Here is a 17,171-nt window from a genome sequence, read left to right on the forward strand (position 1 = left end):
CGCGCTCCACGTGCAGCAGCGTTCACGCGAATCCCCCCGAGATGAGCGTGAGCAGGGAACAGCTCCGCTGTGACCGCGTTCATCTGAATCCCCCCGTGCCGACACGCCCGCCGCGCACCGCGCGCGACCGCCCGTGCGAGTTGCCACCAGTGTTCGTTGGCATGGTCACCTACACGAGGGCCAGCCGTATGCCCCTCGTCGTACGAGCCACATCTGCCACCACTCCGGGACACCGGGAGTCTTGCGTGGGCGTCTACGACGCGCCACAACGCCAGGTTCGCGAGGTTCGCTCGCGCACGCGGCGGTTGACTCGAGCTGTGCGCGGTCACACACGACCGTGTAATCGGATGATGTTGCCGGTTTTTCGACGGTTCTGGTTACGCCCGGCTCCCGTGGGCAGAGGAGAGACACGCGCGGTACCGCCGACCCGCGTCGTCGTCGGCCGCGATCGCCGCCCGGATGCGCTCCGAAACCCACGCGCGGTCAGTGGAGGAGTCGTTCGCGTCCGCCGTCGACAGGTACCGCTCGTACACCGGCAGGCGCTCGTGCAACGGGACGCCCGCACCCGACGCGAGATCCTCCAGTTCCCGCAGGGCCGGCCACTGGTAGTCGGGGTTGATGTAGTCGTCCGTCACGGGCGAGACGCCGCCGAGGTCGTCGACGCCGCAGTCCAGGAGTCGGGCGGTGGGCGAGAGGTTCGGCGGCACCTGGACCGACACCTCCTCGGGAAGCGCGACGCGCGCCATCGCCACGACGCGCCGCATCGTCTCGACCGACGGCCGCTCGAACGACGAGCGCTCGTTCGGCACGACGTTCTGGACGATGACCTCCTGGATGTGGCCGTACCGCTCGTGGAGCGCCCGGATCGCCAGGAGCGACTCGGCGCGGTCGCGCCACGTCTCGCCGATGCCGACGAGGAGCCCCGTGGTGAACGGGACGCCGACCTCGCCGGCCGCGCGGATCGTGTTGAGCCGCTGGCCCGGCGTCTTCTTCCGCCCGCCCGAGTGCGCCGCCACGTCGGCCGTCGTCTCCAGCATGACGCCCATCGAGGCGTTCACGTCCCCGAGGCGTTCGAACTCCGCTTCGGTGAGGTCGCCGGGGTTCGAGTGGGGCAACAGACCGACGTCGAGCGCGAGTTCACACACCTCGGACAGGTAGTCGAGGATCGAGTCGTGACCCCACTCCGCCAGCTGGGAGTGGATCGCCTCGTAGCGCTCGTCGGGCTTGTCGCCGAACGTGAACAGCGCCTCCGTACAGCCGGCGTCGGCACCCATCCGGAGCGTCTCCTCGACCTCGGCAGGGGACATGAGCGACGCCTGTCCCGGCACGTCGTAGTAGGTGCAGTACGTGCAGGTGTAGCGGCACGCGGTCGTGAGCGGGAGGAAGACGTTCCGCGAGAAGGTGAGCGCGGGTGCGGGGTCGACGTCGGCCGGTGTCACGTCGAGCAGGCGCTCGACCCGTCCCTCGTCGACCATGAGCGAGAGGTCGTACGCGTCCGCACCGGGGAACATACCCGGGATTCGGGCACAGGGGGATATAAACGACGGGGTCGACGACGGAACCGGGCGCCCCGTCACTGACCGATCAACCGGGCGTCAGAGCCCGAACGAGCCCCGTTCCGGAGCGGCATCGGCTCGTCCGCACCCCAAGACCTACGCGTAGCCCCACGTGACACGAACCCATGCGCCGCCGCTCGGTCCTCGCGACGCTCGCTCTCGCTCCCGTCGCCGGCTGCGGCACTCGGCTCCCCCCGTTCGCACGGACCCCGTCGTCGGTGGGATCGACCACGGAGCCGCCGCTCGACGACCTGCCCTGTCCGCCCGGCGGTATCGACCCGGCCGCGGCCGTCTGTGCGCACCGCGCCGACGACCCGCCGGTCGTCGTTCGCGCGACGGAGCACGTCGCACGGGTCGACTCCCTCGAGAGTGGGTTCGTCCTCGCCAACGCGACCGGTGAGGCGCTCCGGTTCAACCCGCACAACCCCGACGTCTACCGTTACGTCGGTGGTCCCGGCGACGAGTACGACCTCGTCGAGCGTCAGTCGAGCGGGAACGGCGTCGTCGAAGTGCCCCCGGGAGGCGAACACGAGTGGCGGCTGACCGACCTCCCACAGGTCGACCGGCTCTCGCCCGGCACGTACCTGTTCGGCGTCTCGGTGCCGACGGCGGGGACGATGGAGACGGAGTGGGTGATCTGTCTCGCGCCGTTTCGTCTCACCGACGGCTGAGGGCGACGCGCCCCGCCGCGTCGTCGATCGCGAGTTCGAACCGGTCGGCGAGCCAGTCGCGCGCGCGACCCTCGCCGTGGACGAACACCTCGACGAGATCCGCGGGTTCGTCGACGTCCGTCGAGAGCCGGAAAGAGTCGACCGTTCCGAGTGTCGCGCCCACGTCGTCGGCTGCGCGGCGGTGGTCGAGGTACGACGTGCCGTGGAAGTCCACCTCGAACGCGGGCGTTCGGACGACGAGCGCGTTCGTACCGACGCCGCGACCCGGCGCGAGGACGACGTCGCCGTCGGCGTCGACGAGTCGGGCGAGTGCGGCCGGCGTGGCGAGCGCGAGGTCGGCCATCACGACCGCCAGCGCGTCGCCGGTGGCGTCGCCGTCGGCCGCGTCCCTGCCGACCGTCTCGTCGATAGCGTCGTTCACGACGGCCGAGAGCGGGCGGTCGTCGACCCGCACGGTCGCCCCCGGGTCCCCGGGGTCGACCGCGGCGGTGGCGAGGACGTCGACGTCGGTGTCGGCGTCGGTCGCCGCGACGGCGTCGAGCACGTCCCGCAGCATCCGCTCGGCGAACGCGCGGCGTTCGGTCGCGTCGAGAACGGGGGCGAGCCGCGTCTTCGGCTCGGTCGCGTCGAACGGGACGACGACGCGCATCGGTGTCACCCGAGCGGGTCGTGGCTGTCCTGTTGCGAGCGCCAGTAGAGGAACCCGCCGACGAGCAGGGCGACGACGACGAGTCCGCCGACGGCGTACAGCGCCAGCTGGAACGTCTGCTGGGACTGCTGCGAGGACTCCGCCTGCGACTGGGCCTCGTTCGCCAGTTCGGCGGCGAGGTCGAAGTTCTCCGACTCGTAAGCGTTTCGCGCCTGTTCGAACGTGTTCTCCGCCTCGCTCACGTCGGCACCGTCGGCGCTGGCCGCACTGATCGCGCTCCCCGCGTCGTCGAGCGCGTTCCGCGCGCGGTCGCTCGCCGACGTGAAGTGGTGGGCCTCCCAGCTGTCGATGGCGTTGGCGTTGCCACCCTCACGGCTCTGCGTCAGCGAGAGGAACAGGAACGTCTGCTCGGGGTCGTACGAGTACGAGTCGACGGGCGGGACCGTCCCCGTGACGCGAAGGCGTACCTCCGCGGTGCCGTCGGTCGCGGAGATCGCCGAAGAGGTGAAGTTCTGCCCGTCGAACTCCTCGCGGCCCACGGTCGCGCCGGTCTGGTCGACGTAGCTGAGCGACCACGTCACGTCACGCAGTTCGGTCTCGCCTTCGAGTTGCCACTGTTCGAGCGTCGGGTTCTGGTACAGCTGCGTCAGCGTCACCGTCGCTTCGACCTGCGAGCCGACCTGTCCTTCCTCCGGGACGGTCGCGTCGCCGACCGAGACCGCGGCGACCGGAGCGGCGAGGGACGCGAGGACCAGGAAGGCGATGAGGAGGCTAGAAAAGCGACTCAAGTTCGTCTTCGTCATCGTTCACTAGGCCTTCGAGCTTCTCCTCACTCTCATCTCGGATTTCGGCAAGATTGTCTTGTGCCTCGATGGCGACCTGCTGCAGCTCCTTGATCCGGGGGACGTTCGTCACGCCCGAGAGGAGGATGACCGCCGCGACCTGCGTCGACTTGCGGATCGGGTAGTCGCCGCCGCGGACCTCCATCGACCCGGTCTGCTCCTCGATCCACTTGCGGCCGCGCTCGATCCCTTTCCGGTTGAGGTGTTCGGGCGGACCGGCCATCACGAGCAGCGCACGCTCGGCGCCCTCGATCTCGCAGGGGAGCGTGAGCCGGCCGAGCGCCGCCTTCCGCACGAGCGACGTGATGCGGTTCGTCGTGTGGGCGCTGTCGAGCCCGTCGTCGTCTTCGCCCCCACCCGTGAGCCGCGAGAGCAGCCCACCGGAGTTCCCCTTGGGTTCGACGTTCTCGGAGGCGTAGCCGACGGTGGAGACGCCGCCGCCGGCGAGGGTGTTGATGATCTCGGAGGAGTCGACGACCGACTCGGCGACTTCCTGCCCGGCCTCGACCTCGCCGGCACCGAACAGCACGCCGAACCGCGTGACGATCTCCGTGTTGATCTGATTGTAGCCGCCCTCGACGGACTCGCCGGTCTTGCGCCAGGCGTCGTTGTCGAAGACGAGGAGGTTGTCCACCTCGCGAACGAAAGTCTGGAACGATCGCGCGGCGTTCAGCGTGTAGATGCCGCCCTCGTCGCTCCCGGGGAGGATCCCCAGACCGTAGACGGGTTCGGTGTAGATCCGCTTGAGGTGTTTCGCCAGCACCGGTGCACCGCCGGAGCCGGTGCCGCCGCCCAGCCCGGCGACCACGAGGAACGCGTCCACCTCGTGGACCGGGATGTTGTCGATGGCACCCTGCACCTCGTCGATGTCCTCCTCGGCGATCTCCGCGCCGAGTTCGTTGTCCGCGCCGACCCCGTGTCCCTTGACCCGCGACTGGCCGATGAGTACCCGCTGATCCTGTGGGATGTTCTCCAGCCCGAGTAGGTCCGCCTTCGCCGTGTTCACCGCGACGGCGGCGCGGACGATGTTCGAGTTGTGGTTCCGGTCGTACTCGAGGAACTGGTCGACGACTTTGCCGCCCGCCTGGCCGAAGCCGATCATCGCGAGTTTCATCTGTGCTGTCCCCTCGTCATTGAATAGAAACCAACACGAATCAGCGTATAAGCTTTTTGAATGTTTGAAATCTTATACTTCGGTTACAGACCGCACGACTGAGCTGCGATGGGGCGATGTCAGCCCGACGTGTGACGCCCGTCTGACAGACGATGTTTTCACGACGGATAATCAGCGTGTGGCCGCGCGTGTGAACAGAAGCGAGCCGAAGGGCGTGCCCACGGCGGCTCCGGAAGGGGTGCGCCCGTCCGTGAGTGGTCGTACGCAGTCACCGCTCCGAGACGAGGGGGGAGCGATCGGACCCGTCACGGACGCCGACCCCGGGCCGCGTCACCCGGCGAGGTACTCGCCGAGGGTCGTGAGGTCCGACTCGCTCACCCCGAACGCCCCGACGTCGTTGTCGGCGGTGGTGTTGTCGAACTTCAGCGACCGGTACTGATCGGCACCCATCGGGAACCCCGGTACCTTGCCGGCGATGCTGAGACCGACACCTGCCAGCGCCATGGGAACCGGGAGGACCGTCACCGAACGCCCCTCGGCGCCGTGGATGACCTCCGCGACTTCGGCGAGCGTCAGTTTCTCCGGGCCGCCGATCTCGTAGGTCTGCCCGACGTGCTCGTCGTCCTCGCAGGCGTCGGCGAGCATCGGGACCAGGTCCTCGACCCAGATCGGCTGGAACCGCGTCTTCCCGCCGCCCGGGAGCGGCGTGACGTACGGCGGGGCGAGTTTCTTCGTGAACGAGACGAACTCGCCGCCCTCGCCGAACACGACCGAGGGGCGGAAGATCACCCAGTCGAGCGAGGAGTCCCTGACCGCGTCCTCGGCGTTCCCCTTCGACCGGATGTACGCCGTCTCTCCCTGGGAGTCGGCACCGAGCGCGCTCATCTGGACGAGGCGGGAGACGCCGTGTTCCTCGCAGGCACGGACGACGTTCTCGGTCCCCTGTCGGTGGATCCGGTCGTGCATCTCGTCGCCACCGCTCGGTTTGAACAGTGGCGAGAGCGCGACGAGGTTGACGGCGACGTCCATCCCGTCGAACGCCTCGTGCATCGAGTCGTAGGCCGTGACGTTGCCCATCGCCTTCGACACCCCGCTCGGGAGGCGGTCGTTGCCCGGACTCCGCGACAGCGCGGTGACGCTGTGGCCGCGCTGCTTGAGCTCGCGACACAGGTAGCTGCCGATGAACCCGCTCCCGCCGACGACGATGACTCTCATACGCTCACCTGCGCCGGAGTTGACGTAAAGCTGTCGCGAAGGGTCCGGTTCCGTGTCCCGGTTTTCGGACCGGATCCGCCAGAGCCTCGCCGGAGCGTGCCACCGGGTCTCGGCTTCGACAGGGTTATTCCTCGGCGGCGTCCCCTCATCCCATGCTCGTCACGCTCGAGGGGCTGGACGGGAGCGGCAAGACGACGGCGTGGGAGGCGCTCCGCGACGAGTTCGACGCCGTGTTCACCCGCGAGCCGACCGACTCGTGGTACGGCGACGCCGTGTTGCGCTCGATCCGCGACGACGACGCCGACCCACTCGCCGAACTGTTCCTCTTCACTGCCGACCACGCCGACCACCTCTCACGAGTCGTCCGGCCCGCCCTCGCCGACGGCGAGGTGGTCGTCTCCGACCGCTACTCCGACTCCCGGTACGCCTACCAGGCCGCGACCCTCGCCGACTACGACGACCTCGCGGTCGACGACGCGCTCGACTACGTCCGCCGGGTCCACGAGCCGTTCACGCGCGAACCGGACCGCACCGTCTACCTCGCGATCGACCCCGAGACGGCCGCCGAGCGGGCCGGGGCGACGAACAAACTCGAACGCCTCGACTACCTGCGGCGGGTGGGCGAGAACTACGAACGGCTCCTCGACGAGAACCCCGAACGGTTCGTCCGCGTCGACGCCTCCCGGACGGAGTCGGCGGTGGTCGCGGACGTGGTTCGGGTGGTCGAGGCGGCGCTGACGGACTGAGAGGGGACGAACGACAGTCGACGGCTGGTCGACGGCGGATCGACGACGGATTCGCTCGAACCGGGGTTCAGGTCGTGTCGGGGAGTTCGATCTCGTCGGGCGGCGGGACGTACAGCACGTCGATGGTGAAGCCGAGGACGAGCGGCATCGCGATCCAGACGCCGAGGAGGACGGAGACCCCGAGGTTCCCCGGAATGATCGCCCCGAACAGCATCGTGGTGACGAAGAGGACGACCGGGATGAGCAACAGCGCGTAGATCACCGCGCCGGCCCGGGTCTTGAGACGGATGCGGAAGAAGCGCGTCATCACCGCGGCGATGAGGGTGTTGATCACGAGGACGACCCCCAGGAGCACGAGGTTCACGACCGAGACCATGCCTACGGTAGGAGCGAGACGCTCTTTGACCTGTCGGGTTTCGGTCGCCCGAGCGTCGCGGTACGGTCGACCGGCCGGCGCACGCGACAATCTACGGTCTGTCGGCGGACGGGTCGATCCCGCCCACCCGGGAATCAGTCGTCCATCGCGATGTACGTCTTGGTGTCGGTCACGCCCTCGAGGCCCTGAATGCCGCTCGAAGCGGTCTTCAACACCTCGTACACCTCGTCGGCGTCCACCTCGGCGATGATGTCGTAGGCGCCCGCGACGATGTGCGCCTCCGTCACCCGTTCGAGACCACGAACGGGCTCCAGCAGCGGTTCTGACTCGCCGGCACCGGTCTTCACCATGATGAACGCGTGAACCATGCGACGTGATACACCACAGCAGGGCAAAAAGCGTTCGGCGTGGTGACGCCGGACCGCGAGGCGACGCCCGACTGCGGGGACAAGCTTATTGACGGCGTGCGGTGTATCCTTCGTCATGCGATTCGTTATCATTGGTGGCGGGCGCGTCGGCTCCCGCACCGCGCGCGTCCTGCGGGAAGAGGGTCACGACGTGACCATCGTCGAACTCGACGAGGACCGCATCGAACGCTGCCAGTCGGCGGGCTTCGAGGTGGTCGCCGGCGACGGATCACACGAGGACGTCCTCGTCGAGGCGGGGATCGACGATGCCGACGCCCTCGGGGCGCTCACGAGCGACCTCAACGTCAACTTCGCGGCCTGTATGATCGGCAAACACCACGACTGCCGCACCGTGATGCGCATCGACGAGGAGTACCGCGAGGAGATCTACCAGAAGTACGCGGGGGAGGTCGACGAGATCGTCTACCCCGAGCGGCTCGGCGCGATCGTCGCCAAGAACGCCCTCCTCGGAGGGTCGATCCGCGCCATCGCCGACATCGCCCAGAACCTCCAGGTCGTCCTCCTCACCGTGGGTGAGTCGTCGCCGATGCGCGGCTACACGCTCTCGGAGGTGGCGCTCCCCGGCCAGTCGCACCTGCTGGCGTTCGGCAAGAAGGACGAGCCCATGGGCATCCCGCTCCCCGACGACTCGCTCGAACTCGGCGACCGCGTCGCCGTCCTCGCGGACTTCTCCGTGCTGGGCGAGGTGCGACAGCTGCTGGTCGGCGACAACGTCGCCTACGCCGCGGGGGGTGACTGACCGTGGTGACCGCCTACATCATGGTCAAGGCCAACACCGGCGAGGCCGACCGGCTCAAACACGAGATCCTCGACCTCGGCGACGGCATCGTCGACGCCAACATCGTCGCCGGCGACGTCGACTTCGTCGTGAAAGCGATGGTCGAGACGCCGGTCGACGTCAAGGACATCGCGTCGGCGATCCAGGCCATCGACGGCATCGAGGACACGCAGACGTACATCGCGATGGACTGAGCCGTCGCGTCCTCGCCGACGGCCGCTCGTCCGACGCCGACTGCGAGACCGGAACCGAACCGTTCCGAACCGACGCGCTCAGAATCCGCCCGTCTGTCGCGCGCTCGAGAGGAGCGACGACACCGGTTCCGTGTAGTCGTAGCCGGGGATGACCCCCTGGACGAACGTCCCCTCGACGAACGTGACCAGCGCCGCCGCGTCATCGACGCCGCGTCGTTCGTTGATGTCGGCGTACTCGACCGTCACGACGACCTCTTCGTCGGCGCGGCGGACCACCAGGTCGAGGTCGTGCTCCGCCCGTGTCACGCCGCTCGCGTCGGTCACGCGGAGCTCGAACGTCTCGTACCACCCCGACGCGACGACGTCGGCGACGTCGCCGTCGACGACCGCCGGGAGCGTCGGCACACGGGCCTCGACGGCGAACGCCACGCGGCCGTCCGTGGCGTCGTCGACCCGTACCGTCGCGTCGAACGACGTCTTTGTCGACGCGTACTCCCCGTCCGCGACCTCCTCGAACCCGTCGTGGTCGGCGAACGCACGCCGGACACGACCCGGGACTTCGCTCATACCCCGTGTGAAGCGTTCGCCGGAGAAAAGCCCGTTGTCCCGGCGCGACCGACAGTCCGTCTCGTCCGTCTCCCCGTCGGTGTCCGACCGATCCGGTCGTCACGGCCGCCGATCCGTCTCGGTTCGATCGGCTCGTTGGGGGCGATCACGGCGGTCTCCGGGTGGATTTAATCGGTGGGAAACCCGGGAACCGTGCCGTCGGCGGCACGCTTAAGTTGCCATGGGTGCATGCTTCTCGTGACGCTTCGCTTTGGAGGGCCGAAGCGTCAGCGGGGACCAATTCAGGGCGGCAAGCGGTCGCATTTTTGGCGACCGCTTTCCACTCTCTCTTCGTCGTCCACGGAACGTGAGTCACGACCAGCGTGGCCGCACCGTCGATGTCCAGATGACTGCCGGACGCACGGCGTCGGCGTGGTCGCACTCTCGCGACGCCGTCGCGCTCGCCACCGACACGCGGCGCGCTCAGGCGGTGCGCGCGTCGGGGTTCACGGCGACCGACCCCACCCACATCGTCGTCGCCAGCACCGACCCGACACCGCCGGCGACGCGGAGCGGAACCGACGAGAGGGTGCCCACCGCGAGGCCACCGAAGAGGATGAGTCCCATCGCTGCGAGCACCAGGTCGGTCCAGGCGAGCGGCCGTGAGTCGGACAGTCGCGAACGCATAATTACATCTCATTACCGCCCCAGGGAAGTATCTTGTCGTTCGGTCTGACTGTCCGTCCGACACGCACGCTCGACCCGACTGGACGCTCGGTCAGAACGACTACGTGGCTCGCCGCGAACACCGCCGTATGCGCGTCGCGTTCGTCTGCGTTCAGAACGCCGGACGGAGTCAGATGGCCGCCGCGTTCGCCCGTCGCGAGCGCGAACGACGGGGCGTCGGCGACCGGGTCGACGTCGTCACGGGCGGCACCGACCCCGCGGACCACGTCCACGAGCCGGTCGTCACCGTCATGCGCGAGGTGGGGATCGACCTCGCCGACGAGACGCCCCGCGTGTTCGATCACGACGACGCGATGGACGCCGACGTCGTCATCACGATGGGCTGTTCCGCCGAGGGGGTCTGTCCGATGACCTGGCGCGGCGACGCCCGCGACTGGGCCCTCGACGACCCCGCCGGACGGGATCTCGAGACCGTCCGAGAGATCCGCGACGAGATCGCCGCCCGGATCGCCGCCCTGTTCGACGAACTGTGCGCGGAGTCGTCCGGCGTCGACCCCTCGGTGGGACCTCCGACGGAACCCGACAGCTGACGCGGCTCACTGCCGGCGGTCTCGCCGGAGCCCCGGCCGCGTCCGGAGCGCACGCGACCCCTCTACGGACGCTCACTCGCGTTCGTCGTCGCGGATGTCGAACTCCGTCCAGAGCGGGAAGTGGTCCGAGATCCGCCACGAGAGCGACCGCCTGCCGAGGCCGCGGCGTGCCAGGGCGACGTCCCGGAAGTCGAACGAACCGCTCCGTCTGTACGCCAGCGAGAGCGCCGGACGGTCCCCGTCCTCGGTGAACCACGCGATCTGGTCGTAGAACTTCTCGTCGGAGTCGTCGGGGTCCGCGAAGATGGTGCGAGGGACGTCGTGGAGGTCCTCGGGGACGGTCAGGCCCGTCGAGGTGAACGCCTCGTAGCGCTCGTCGCCGCGGCGGTCGATGTTGAAGTCGCCGAGCGCGACGATGTTGTGCCCCCAGGCGTTGACGTCGCGCGCCCACTCGTCGAGCCACTCGGCGATCGCTCGCAGCTCCGGCGTTCGCTCGCTCACCCGGTCCCCGTACAGCACGTGGAGCGTCACGAGGATGAACGTCTGATCGCCGGCCCTGAAGCTGACCGCGTACGGCGTCCGGGCGAACTGCTCGGTCAGCGCGTCGGGCGCGATGGGTTTGTGCTCCAGCTGTTCTTTCGGCACCACGAGCTCGCCCGCGAGACCGCTCGGCTGAACCGTGCGTCGGTCGTAGAGGAAGCCCAGCCGTTCGCCGTTGCCCTTCGAGCCACGGGTCACGTCCGTCAGCACCAGCCCCCAGTTCCGGCCCAGGAGCTTCATCGTATGCCGCAGCGCCTTGAGCTTCCCCCGCGTCTCCTGGATCGCGACGACGTCGAAGCGACGGATGATCGCGGCGATGACGTGCAGCGACTCCAGGTCGCGCTTCGGGCTGTCGTCGTCGTCCGCGACCCACTTCTCGGTGAGCCCCCCGAACGCCCGGACGTTCCACGTCCCGATCAGGAGGTTGCGGTCGATCGTCCGGGGGGGAATAGCGTCGTCGAGCGCCGTTTCGAGCCCGGCGAGATCGGTCTGGACCGCCGCCGGTGGGGTGTCGGTGACGTGTGGCATGGTGTGTTGTCGCCAATAAATGTATTCGAGGCAACATAACTGTTGCCGGACGACCGGCCGGCAGCGTGGCCTCGGTCGGTGGACGACGGGAACGGAACGACGGCCGATCCGCTCCGCTCGTATCCGTTCGACGGTTCGCCGTCGACGCGTCGGCGTCGACGACCCGCGTGCGGGGCGGGATGTGAACCACGGCCGGACACGCCGCCCCGCTCGCTGGCGGTCGCAGAAGCGATGCGAGGGAAGGGATCGTGAACCACGGTCGTTCCGCTCACTCGGTTCGCTTCACTCCCCGATTCGAATCCCTCCGTGCGCACGCTCGGCTCCTCACGTTCGTTCGGAGCCAGAGAGTGCGAGGGAAGGGATTTGAACCCTCGAACCCCTACGGGAGCGGATCTTAAGTCCGCCGCTTTTGGCCTGGCTCAGCCACCCTCGCGCGACTGTCCCTTTCCACGTCTCCCGAAAATCGGTTTCGGTCCGACTCGCTACCAGTCGACCGACAGAGTGCCGTCGCCGTTCGGATCGGGCGCGATCTCCTCGTCGGTCCGCCGGTCGATCACGTGGATGACTCCCCGCCCCTTCTTCGCTGGGCACACCTCGGCGGCCTCGACGTTCTCGTCGAGTTCGTCCTCGCCGATGTAGTACGACCCCGGCTGGGCGAGCCCCGTGTCGATGCTCATCGTCCAGTTGTCGGCGACTTCGGCACACCGGCCCGCGCCGATGCACTTGTTGGCCTCGAAGATGATCTTGTACGGTTTCTCGTCGACGGGTGGGGCGTTGGCCTCGTCACCGATCTCGCTCGGCTTCGGGGGGGCGTCGCTCATCACCGATGGTAGACGTGGTCCGGTCTTTCCTCTTTCGCCTCCACGACGCCAGCGCGCGATCGTCGTGTCGGGGGCCGAGGGGTGTGTCTGTAGTGTCGTGACTCGGAGCGTCTGCAGTGTGGTAAGGCACCAGCGCGACGTGGGGGTTCGGTTCGTCGGACGCGACAGTCCCCCGATGGCTCCCTCTGCGTGCGGCGGTGGAGGGCCACGTTCCGATCGGTTGGGAATCGTGTCAGGACTTTATGAACGAACGTGGGCACGTCGAACGTATGAGTTCGGACTACAGACCCCTGCTAGGGATGGAACTGGACGAGTCCGGGATCGACGAACTGTTGACCGAGGCGGGCGCCGGCGTTCTGTCGATGAGCGCCGACGGTGTGCCGTACGGCGTGCCGCTGTCGTTCGGGTACGACGGAGTCGGTAGCCTGTACTTCGTCTTTCTCGGCTCGACCACCGAACTCCGCAAGGAGACGTACGCCGAAGAGTCCGACGTCGCGAGTTTCACCACCTTCGACGTCGGCACTGACGGCTCCTGGCGGAGTGTGATCGTCGCCGGCCCGCTCGACCGGATCACCCCCGGAGAGTGGGACACAGCACGCGAGGCGATGATCGACAACGCGTACCAGTCTACCCTCCTCGCCGAGTACGAACTCCAGGAGAATCCGAACGTGTGGGCACTCGACATCCAGGAACGGTCGGGACGCGCTGTCGGTCGACGGTGACCGCGTGACGGCCCCACGTCGGTCCGACTGACGCCGCCGCTTGCGGCCCGGCGAGCCGACCACGCAGGTCATACGTTCTCGACGCTTACCCGAGGTGAACGTCGATCCACACGGTGGGTCGAAGGACGGTGATTTCGATACCACAGACACCCACAGTCCCCCCGAAACCCGCGACACGGAACCCGATGGCCCGCCTCTTCGCCGAGTACGGTCGCCCCGAGTGGCACCTCCTCGCCGTCGCGCTCATGACCAGCCTGTTCGGTCGGACCGTCGCGCTCGTCCCGCCGCTCGTGCTCGGCGTGGCCATCGACGCCGTGTTCGTCGGCGACGCCCCCTACACGCTCCCCCTGGTTCCGGTCGAATACCTCCCGGAGACGCGGGCCGAGGGGCTGTGGTTCTCGGCGGTGCTCGTCGTGGGCGCTCTCCTCCTGGCGGTGCTGTTGACCTGGGCACAGGGCGTCTGTTTCTCGCTGTTCTCCAACCGCGTCCAGCACCGGGTGCGCGTGGACGCCTACGAGGCGATGCAGGGGCTCGACATGGCCTTCTTCGACGACAAACAGACCGGGCAGGTCATGTCCATCCTCAACAACGACGTCCGCAACCTCAAGTCGTTCCTCAACGGGACGGTCGGCGGCGCGGTCCAGCTGGTCGTGACGGTCACGGCCATCGCGTGGCTCCTCTTCTACCTCAACGCCCAGCTCGCGCTCGTGACGCTCGTCGCAGTGCCGCTTCTCGGCATCTTCACCGTCTGGTTCATGCGGACCGTCCGGCCCCTGTACCGGGCGCTGCGGGCGAGCGTGGGCGACCTCAACACGCGCATCGAGAACAACCTCGACGGCATCGAGGTGATCAAGACCTCCGCGACCGAGCCGTTCGAGACCGCCCGAGTGGACGACGCCTCCTGGACCACCTACCTCAAGACGTGGGCCGTCGTGAAGCTGGAGTATCTCTACCAGCCCGGAATGGAGCTCATGGCCGGAATCGCCTTCGCGTTCACATTCGTCGTCGGCGGGCTGTGGCTCGTCGCCGGCCCGCCCGGTCCCTTCTCGGGGACGCTCCTCGTCGGGGAGTTCGTCACGTTCCTCTTCATGACCCAGCGGTTCGTCGACCCGCTCGCGGGGGCGGGACGGATCGTCAACTCCTACGAGAACGCCCGCGCGTCCGCCGAACGCATCTTCGAACTCGCCGACCGGCCCGTCGTCGTGAGAGACGCCGACGACCCCGTCCCGCTCCCGCGCTCGGGGGTTCGCGGCCGGATCGAGTACGACGACGTGACGTTCGGCTACCGGCCGGACGACCCCGTCGTCTCGAACGTCTCGTTCGTGGTCGACCCCGGCGAGACGGTCGCGTTCGTCGGTCCCACGGGTGCGGGCAAGTCGACGCTCGCGAAGCTCCTGCTCCGGCTGTACGACGTCGACGAGCGGCGCGCGTCGGCCCGCCGGGCGCGGTCCGACGACGTCGATCGCGGCTCGGTCTCCGTCGACGGCGTCGACGTCCGCGACCTCGCCCTATCCGACCTCCGTCGCGCCGTCGGCTACGTCGGCCAGGACGTCTACCTGTTCGACGGCACCGTCCGCGAGAACCTCCGCTACGGCGCGTTCGACGCCACGGACGCGGAGATGGTCGCCGCCGCGAAGGCCGCCGAGGCGCACGCGTTCGTCACCGCCCTCCCCGACGGCTACGACACCCGCATCGGCGAGCGCGGCGTCAAGCTCTCCGGCGGACAGCGCCAGCGGCTCTCGATCGCCCGTGCCATGCTCCAGGATCCCGCGATCCTCGTGCTCGACGAGGCGACGTCCGCGGTCGACACCGAGACCGAACTGTACATCCAGCGTGCACTCGACGCCCTCACCGACGGGCGGACGACGGTCGTCATCGCTCACCGCCTGTCGACGATCAGGGACGCGGACGTGATCCTCGTCCTCGACGAGGGACGAGTGGTCGAGCGAGGGACCCACGCGGAGCTCGTCGACGCGGAGGGTCTGTACGCGGCGCTCTGGGGCATCCAGGCCGGCGACACGGACGACCTGCCGTCGGAACTGGTCTCGCGACTGAGCCGTGTCTCGACCGCCGACTGATCCACGTCTCGACTGCCGACTGATCCACGTCTCGACGTCGAAACCGCCGCGTTCGACGGCCTTCTTCGCCCCCTCCGGCGACGGATCGAGCCACGCTCGAGGGTTCGACCGGGCTACGACGTCGAGGCTCCACCGGGAAACTCGTCCCGCGACCGCTCCGGTCGGTACCTCGTCGGCTCGCCGGCGTCGGCCGAATCCTGTTCGTCGGGAGCCGACGAGCCGTGTTCGGCTGGGTCGGACGAGCCCTTGCCGGAGGCGTGGTACTGTTCACCCTCGGGCGCGCGGAAGCGGAGAGTCACCACGTTCCCCCGTGGCTCGTTCGACTCGTAGGTGACCGTCCCGCCGGACTCCGCGACGATCCAGTGGACGAGCCACAGTCCGAGCCCGCTCGCCTCGTCGAGCGTCGGATCCGCACCGACGAGCACGTCCCGGTCGGCATCGGCGATCGGGGGACCGTCGTCCGCGACCGTGAGATCGACGTAGCGGTCGCCGTCGACGACGAGTCGGTCGACTGTGATCCGCAGCCACGGGGACGACGAGTCGTTGTGTTCGACCGCGTTCTCGACGAGGTTGTCGACGGCGGAGCCGACGAGGTCGGTCGCACGGATCCACGCGTCGACGGGCAGCTCTGTCTCGACGGTCACGTCGGGGGTCGACCGTTCGAGTTCGGCCACCTCCTCGCGGACGACGCGGACGACGTCGAGCGTCGACAGTGTCGGCTCGTCCGCGTCGAGGTGGCGTTCGACCCGCCGGACCGTCTCGACGAGCTCGCGCATCCCGGCCGCTCGCTCGGCGAGCCCCTCGACGTACGCCTCGTTGCCGGGGTCGCGCTGGAGGAGCTGGGCGTAGTTCTCGACGACCGCGACGTCGTTTCGGAGGTCGTGTCTGAGGACGCGGTTGAGGACGGCCACCTCCTGCTCGCGGCGCCGGCGGTCGGTCACGTCGCTGAGCGTCACCAGCCGCCCGGCGGTCCGGCCACTGCGGAGCGGCGACACCCGGACCTCGTAGTAGCGGCGCGGGTCGGAGACGACGTAGTCCGCGACGCCGTCGCCCTCGCCCTCACCCTCACCACGGGGGTCGGCACCGACGTCGACGCTCTCGACCAGATCGGCGAGCGACGGGGCGACCGTCCCCAACGCCGCACCCACCGCGTCGTCCAGTGTGGTCCCGAGCACCGACTCCGCGCTGGGGTTCAGGTCGACGACGCGGCCACGGTCGTCGAGCGCCACGACCGCCTCGGGGAGTCGCTCGACGAGTTCCTCGCGGGCGATCCCGCCCGTGACGGGGTGGAGGTCGAGCAGCCGGTAGCGGTGGAAGCCGCTCCCGAGGACGACCGCCGAGACGACGAAGCCGAGCGGGGTGAGATCCAGCGGAGAGAGCCCCGAGAGGAAGGCGAGATTGCCGATCCAGGGCGCCGCGACGGCGAGCACCAGCGCGACCGTCTGGAGCCGGAAGGTCCGGGCGCGCGCGACCGACCACACCAGCAGGAGCGTGCCCGCCGCAGTCAGCGCGTAGGCGTACGCCGTCCAGAGCCAGAAGACCGGCCCGTATTCGACCGAGAGTACGGCGACCGACAGCCTGGGGACGGTGACCAGTTCGTAGCTCGTCCAGACGAGACCGGTCGAGAGCGTCGTCCAGGCGAACACCACCATCGCCGCCGGCGGTGCGGCGAGCGCGAGCAGCCGTCTCCGTGTCAGGAGTCTCTCGCGGCCCGTGTACGCGAGCGCGAAGGTGAACCACGTCAGGGGGACGACGACGATGCCGACGTACGAGAGCCGACCGAAGCGCAACGTCCCCGTCAGGGTCGGGCTGGCCAGTTCCAGCGCGTAGAAGAGCGACCACCAGCCCGCGCCGAGCGCGAGCGCCGTCAGCGACGCCGAGCCGGGGCGTGCGCGCCGCCGCCACACCACCACGGCGACAGCTACCGCGAGGACGACAGCGACGGCGAGGACGGTGGCGACTGTCAGGGACAGCGGCTGCTCGAGCGCGACCGGCAACGGAACCGGCGTGGCCGTGGAGCGGAGCGCCTCGACCACCCGGTCGAGTGGCCACATCACCTCGGATACGAGCCACAGCGTATTTGCTCTTTC

At 68.7% G+C, this 17,171-nt stretch carries 19 protein-coding genes and 1 tRNA gene; 7 read left to right on the forward strand and 13 right to left on the reverse strand.

The genetic code is table 11. The annotated features are described in order from the left end of the window. Positions 1-377: 377 nt before the first annotated feature. On the reverse strand, positions 378-1,511 hold the full coding sequence (gene cofG, locus FZP69_RS20180; protein ID WP_152043151.1) for a 7,8-didemethyl-8-hydroxy-5-deazariboflavin synthase subunit CofG: 1,134 nt from the start codon (positions 1,509-1,511) through the stop codon (positions 378-380). Between the two features lie 170 nt (positions 1,512-1,681). Between cofG and FZP69_RS20185 the strand changes: the two genes are divergently transcribed. After that, a complete protein-coding gene (locus FZP69_RS20185) occupies positions 1,682-2,227 on the forward strand; it encodes a hypothetical protein (protein WP_152043152.1) in 546 nt (181 codons plus the stop codon). Here FZP69_RS20185 and cofC read toward each other — a convergent pair. The 4 genes from cofC to FZP69_RS20205 form a co-directional block, all read right to left on the reverse strand. Continuing rightward, positions 2,214-2,876, reverse strand: coding sequence for a 2-phospho-L-lactate guanylyltransferase (cofC, locus tag FZP69_RS20190; protein WP_152043153.1), 663 nt, complete (start codon positions 2,874-2,876; stop codon positions 2,214-2,216). The genes FZP69_RS20185 and cofC overlap by 14 nt on opposite strands. Positions 2,877-2,881: 5 nt before the next feature. Then, a complete protein-coding gene (locus tag FZP69_RS20195; protein WP_152043154.1) occupies positions 2,882-3,679 on the reverse strand; it encodes a hypothetical protein in 798 nt (265 codons plus the stop codon). Then, positions 3,648-4,832 (reverse strand): tubulin/FtsZ family protein, encoded by a 1,185-nt coding sequence (locus tag FZP69_RS20200; protein ID WP_192918670.1) that lies wholly within the window; start codon positions 4,830-4,832, stop codon positions 3,648-3,650. The genes FZP69_RS20195 and FZP69_RS20200 overlap by 32 nt, the downstream gene beginning before the upstream one ends. A gap of 330 nt (positions 4,833-5,162) precedes the next feature. After that, positions 5,163-6,047 (reverse strand): complex I NDUFA9 subunit family protein, encoded by an 885-nt coding sequence (locus FZP69_RS20205; protein WP_152043155.1) that lies wholly within the window; start codon positions 6,045-6,047, stop codon positions 5,163-5,165. Between the two features lie 152 nt (positions 6,048-6,199). Here FZP69_RS20205 and tmk point away from each other — a divergent pair, with 152 nt between their 5' ends. After that, positions 6,200-6,793: a dTMP kinase gene (gene tmk, locus FZP69_RS20210; RefSeq protein ID WP_152043156.1), complete on the forward strand. Its 594-nt coding sequence runs from the start codon at positions 6,200-6,202 to the stop codon at positions 6,791-6,793. Positions 6,794-6,860: 67 nt separating this feature from the next. Here tmk and FZP69_RS20215 read toward each other — a convergent pair whose 3' ends face one another. Together FZP69_RS20215 and FZP69_RS20220 are read right to left on the reverse strand one after the other, a co-directional pair. Continuing rightward, on the reverse strand, positions 6,861-7,169 hold the full coding sequence (locus tag FZP69_RS20215; RefSeq protein ID WP_152043157.1) for a hypothetical protein: 309 nt from the start codon (positions 7,167-7,169) through the stop codon (positions 6,861-6,863). Between the two features lie 134 nt (positions 7,170-7,303). Continuing rightward, entirely contained in the window at positions 7,304-7,537 is a 234-nt protein-coding gene (locus FZP69_RS20220) for an Lrp/AsnC ligand binding domain-containing protein (protein ID WP_152043158.1), read from the reverse strand. A gap of 115 nt (positions 7,538-7,652) precedes the next feature. Here FZP69_RS20220 and FZP69_RS20225 point away from each other — a divergent pair, with 115 nt between their 5' ends. Further along, a complete protein-coding gene (locus FZP69_RS20225; RefSeq protein WP_152043159.1) occupies positions 7,653-8,336 on the forward strand; it encodes a potassium channel family protein in 684 nt (227 codons plus the stop codon). Positions 8,337-8,338: 2 nt separating this feature from the next. After that, on the forward strand, positions 8,339-8,569 hold the full coding sequence (locus tag FZP69_RS20230) for an Lrp/AsnC ligand binding domain-containing protein (RefSeq protein ID WP_152043160.1): 231 nt from the start codon (positions 8,339-8,341) through the stop codon (positions 8,567-8,569). Positions 8,570-8,647: 78 nt separating this feature from the next. Here the strand turns inward: FZP69_RS20230 and FZP69_RS20235 are convergent, their stop codons facing one another. Together FZP69_RS20235 and FZP69_RS20240 are read right to left on the reverse strand one after the other, a co-directional pair. Then, complete coding sequence (locus FZP69_RS20235) at positions 8,648-9,136, reverse strand: DUF5813 family protein (RefSeq protein ID WP_152043161.1); 489 nt, start codon at positions 9,134-9,136, stop codon at positions 8,648-8,650. Between the two features lie 462 nt (positions 9,137-9,598). Then, positions 9,599-9,802 (reverse strand): hypothetical protein, encoded by a 204-nt coding sequence (locus FZP69_RS20240; RefSeq protein ID WP_152043162.1) that lies wholly within the window; start codon positions 9,800-9,802, stop codon positions 9,599-9,601. Positions 9,803-9,930: 128 nt separating this feature from the next. On the opposite strand from FZP69_RS20240, the gene FZP69_RS20245 reads away from it, so the two are divergent. Continuing rightward, on the forward strand, positions 9,931-10,392 hold the full coding sequence (locus FZP69_RS20245) for an arsenate-mycothiol transferase ArsC (protein ID WP_152043163.1): 462 nt from the start codon (positions 9,931-9,933) through the stop codon (positions 10,390-10,392). Between the two features lie 72 nt (positions 10,393-10,464). On the opposite strand, the gene FZP69_RS20250 is transcribed toward FZP69_RS20245, so the two are convergent. The 3 genes from FZP69_RS20250 to FZP69_RS20260 all read right to left on the reverse strand — a co-directional run bounded on the left by FZP69_RS20250 (position 10,465) and on the right by FZP69_RS20260 (position 12,281). Beyond that, on the reverse strand, positions 10,465-11,460 hold the full coding sequence (locus tag FZP69_RS20250) for an endonuclease/exonuclease/phosphatase family protein (RefSeq protein WP_152043164.1): 996 nt from the start codon (positions 11,458-11,460) through the stop codon (positions 10,465-10,467). Positions 11,461-11,808: 348 nt separating this feature from the next. Beyond that, a tRNA-Leu gene (locus tag FZP69_RS20255) sits at positions 11,809-11,893 on the reverse strand. Between the two features lie 49 nt (positions 11,894-11,942). Then, on the reverse strand, positions 11,943-12,281 hold the full coding sequence (locus FZP69_RS20260; protein WP_152043165.1) for a ferredoxin: 339 nt from the start codon (positions 12,279-12,281) through the stop codon (positions 11,943-11,945). A 269-nt stretch (positions 12,282-12,550) separates the two neighbouring features. On the opposite strand from FZP69_RS20260, the gene FZP69_RS20265 reads away from it, so the two are divergent. Both FZP69_RS20265 and FZP69_RS20270 read left to right on the forward strand, forming a co-directional pair. Next, positions 12,551-13,003, forward strand: a complete 453-nt coding sequence (locus tag FZP69_RS20265) for a pyridoxamine 5'-phosphate oxidase family protein (RefSeq protein ID WP_152043166.1) — start codon at positions 12,551-12,553, stop codon at positions 13,001-13,003. Positions 13,004-13,188: 185 nt separating this feature from the next. Further along, positions 13,189-15,081 (forward strand): ABC transporter ATP-binding protein, encoded by a 1,893-nt coding sequence (locus FZP69_RS20270; RefSeq protein ID WP_152043167.1) that lies wholly within the window; start codon positions 13,189-13,191, stop codon positions 15,079-15,081. 113 nt (positions 15,082-15,194) lie between these two features. Here the strand turns inward: FZP69_RS20270 and FZP69_RS20275 are convergent, their stop codons facing one another. After that, positions 15,195-17,135 (reverse strand): sensor histidine kinase, encoded by a 1,941-nt coding sequence (locus FZP69_RS20275; protein ID WP_152043168.1) that lies wholly within the window; start codon positions 17,133-17,135, stop codon positions 15,195-15,197. Between the last annotated feature and the right edge of the window lie 36 nt (positions 17,136-17,171).

It is taken from the genome of Salinigranum salinum, from assembly GCF_009176545.1.
GTDB classification, from domain to species: domain Archaea; phylum Halobacteriota; class Halobacteria; order Halobacteriales; family Haloferacaceae; genus Salinigranum; species Salinigranum salinum.

Bases quoted from the DNA above. Each gene is read 5' to 3' on its own strand.
- FZP69_RS20250 (WP_152043164.1), bottom strand. From the start codon at position 11,460: ATGCCACACGTCACCGACACCCCACCGGCGGCGGTCCAGACCGATCTC.
- FZP69_RS20260 (WP_152043165.1), bottom strand. From the start codon at position 12,281: ATGAGCGACGCCCCCCCGAAGCCGAGCGAGATCGGTGACGAGGCCAAC.
- FZP69_RS20205 (WP_152043155.1), bottom strand. From the start codon at position 6,047: ATGAGAGTCATCGTCGTCGGCGGGAGCGGGTTCATCGGCAGCTACCTG.
- FZP69_RS20200 (WP_192918670.1), bottom strand. From the start codon at position 4,832: ATGAAACTCGCGATGATCGGCTTCGGCCAGGCGGGCGGCAAAGTCGTC.
- tmk (WP_152043156.1), top strand. From the start codon at position 6,200: ATGCTCGTCACGCTCGAGGGGCTGGACGGGAGCGGCAAGACGACGGCG.
- FZP69_RS20265 (WP_152043166.1), top strand. From the start codon at position 12,551: ATGAGTTCGGACTACAGACCCCTGCTAGGGATGGAACTGGACGAGTCC.
- FZP69_RS20275 (WP_152043168.1), bottom strand. From the start codon at position 17,135: ATGTGGCCACTCGACCGGGTGGTCGAGGCGCTCCGCTCCACGGCCACG.
- FZP69_RS20245 (WP_152043163.1), top strand. From the start codon at position 9,931: ATGCGCGTCGCGTTCGTCTGCGTTCAGAACGCCGGACGGAGTCAGATG.
- cofC (WP_152043153.1), bottom strand. From the start codon at position 2,876: ATGCGCGTCGTCGTCCCGTTCGACGCGACCGAGCCGAAGACGCGGCTC.
- cofG (WP_152043151.1), bottom strand. From the start codon at position 1,511: ATGTTCCCCGGTGCGGACGCGTACGACCTCTCGCTCATGGTCGACGAG.
- FZP69_RS20220 (WP_152043158.1), bottom strand. From the start codon at position 7,537: ATGGTTCACGCGTTCATCATGGTGAAGACCGGTGCCGGCGAGTCAGAA.
- FZP69_RS20195 (WP_152043154.1), bottom strand. From the start codon at position 3,679: ATGACGAAGACGAACTTGAGTCGCTTTTCTAGCCTCCTCATCGCCTTC.
- FZP69_RS20185 (WP_152043152.1), top strand. From the start codon at position 1,682: ATGCGCCGCCGCTCGGTCCTCGCGACGCTCGCTCTCGCTCCCGTCGCC.
- FZP69_RS20240 (WP_152043162.1), bottom strand. From the start codon at position 9,802: ATGCGTTCGCGACTGTCCGACTCACGGCCGCTCGCCTGGACCGACCTG.
- FZP69_RS20225 (WP_152043159.1), top strand. From the start codon at position 7,653: ATGCGATTCGTTATCATTGGTGGCGGGCGCGTCGGCTCCCGCACCGCG.
- FZP69_RS20235 (WP_152043161.1), bottom strand. From the start codon at position 9,136: ATGAGCGAAGTCCCGGGTCGTGTCCGGCGTGCGTTCGCCGACCACGAC.
- FZP69_RS20215 (WP_152043157.1), bottom strand. From the start codon at position 7,169: ATGGTCTCGGTCGTGAACCTCGTGCTCCTGGGGGTCGTCCTCGTGATC.
- FZP69_RS20270 (WP_152043167.1), top strand. From the start codon at position 13,189: ATGGCCCGCCTCTTCGCCGAGTACGGTCGCCCCGAGTGGCACCTCCTC.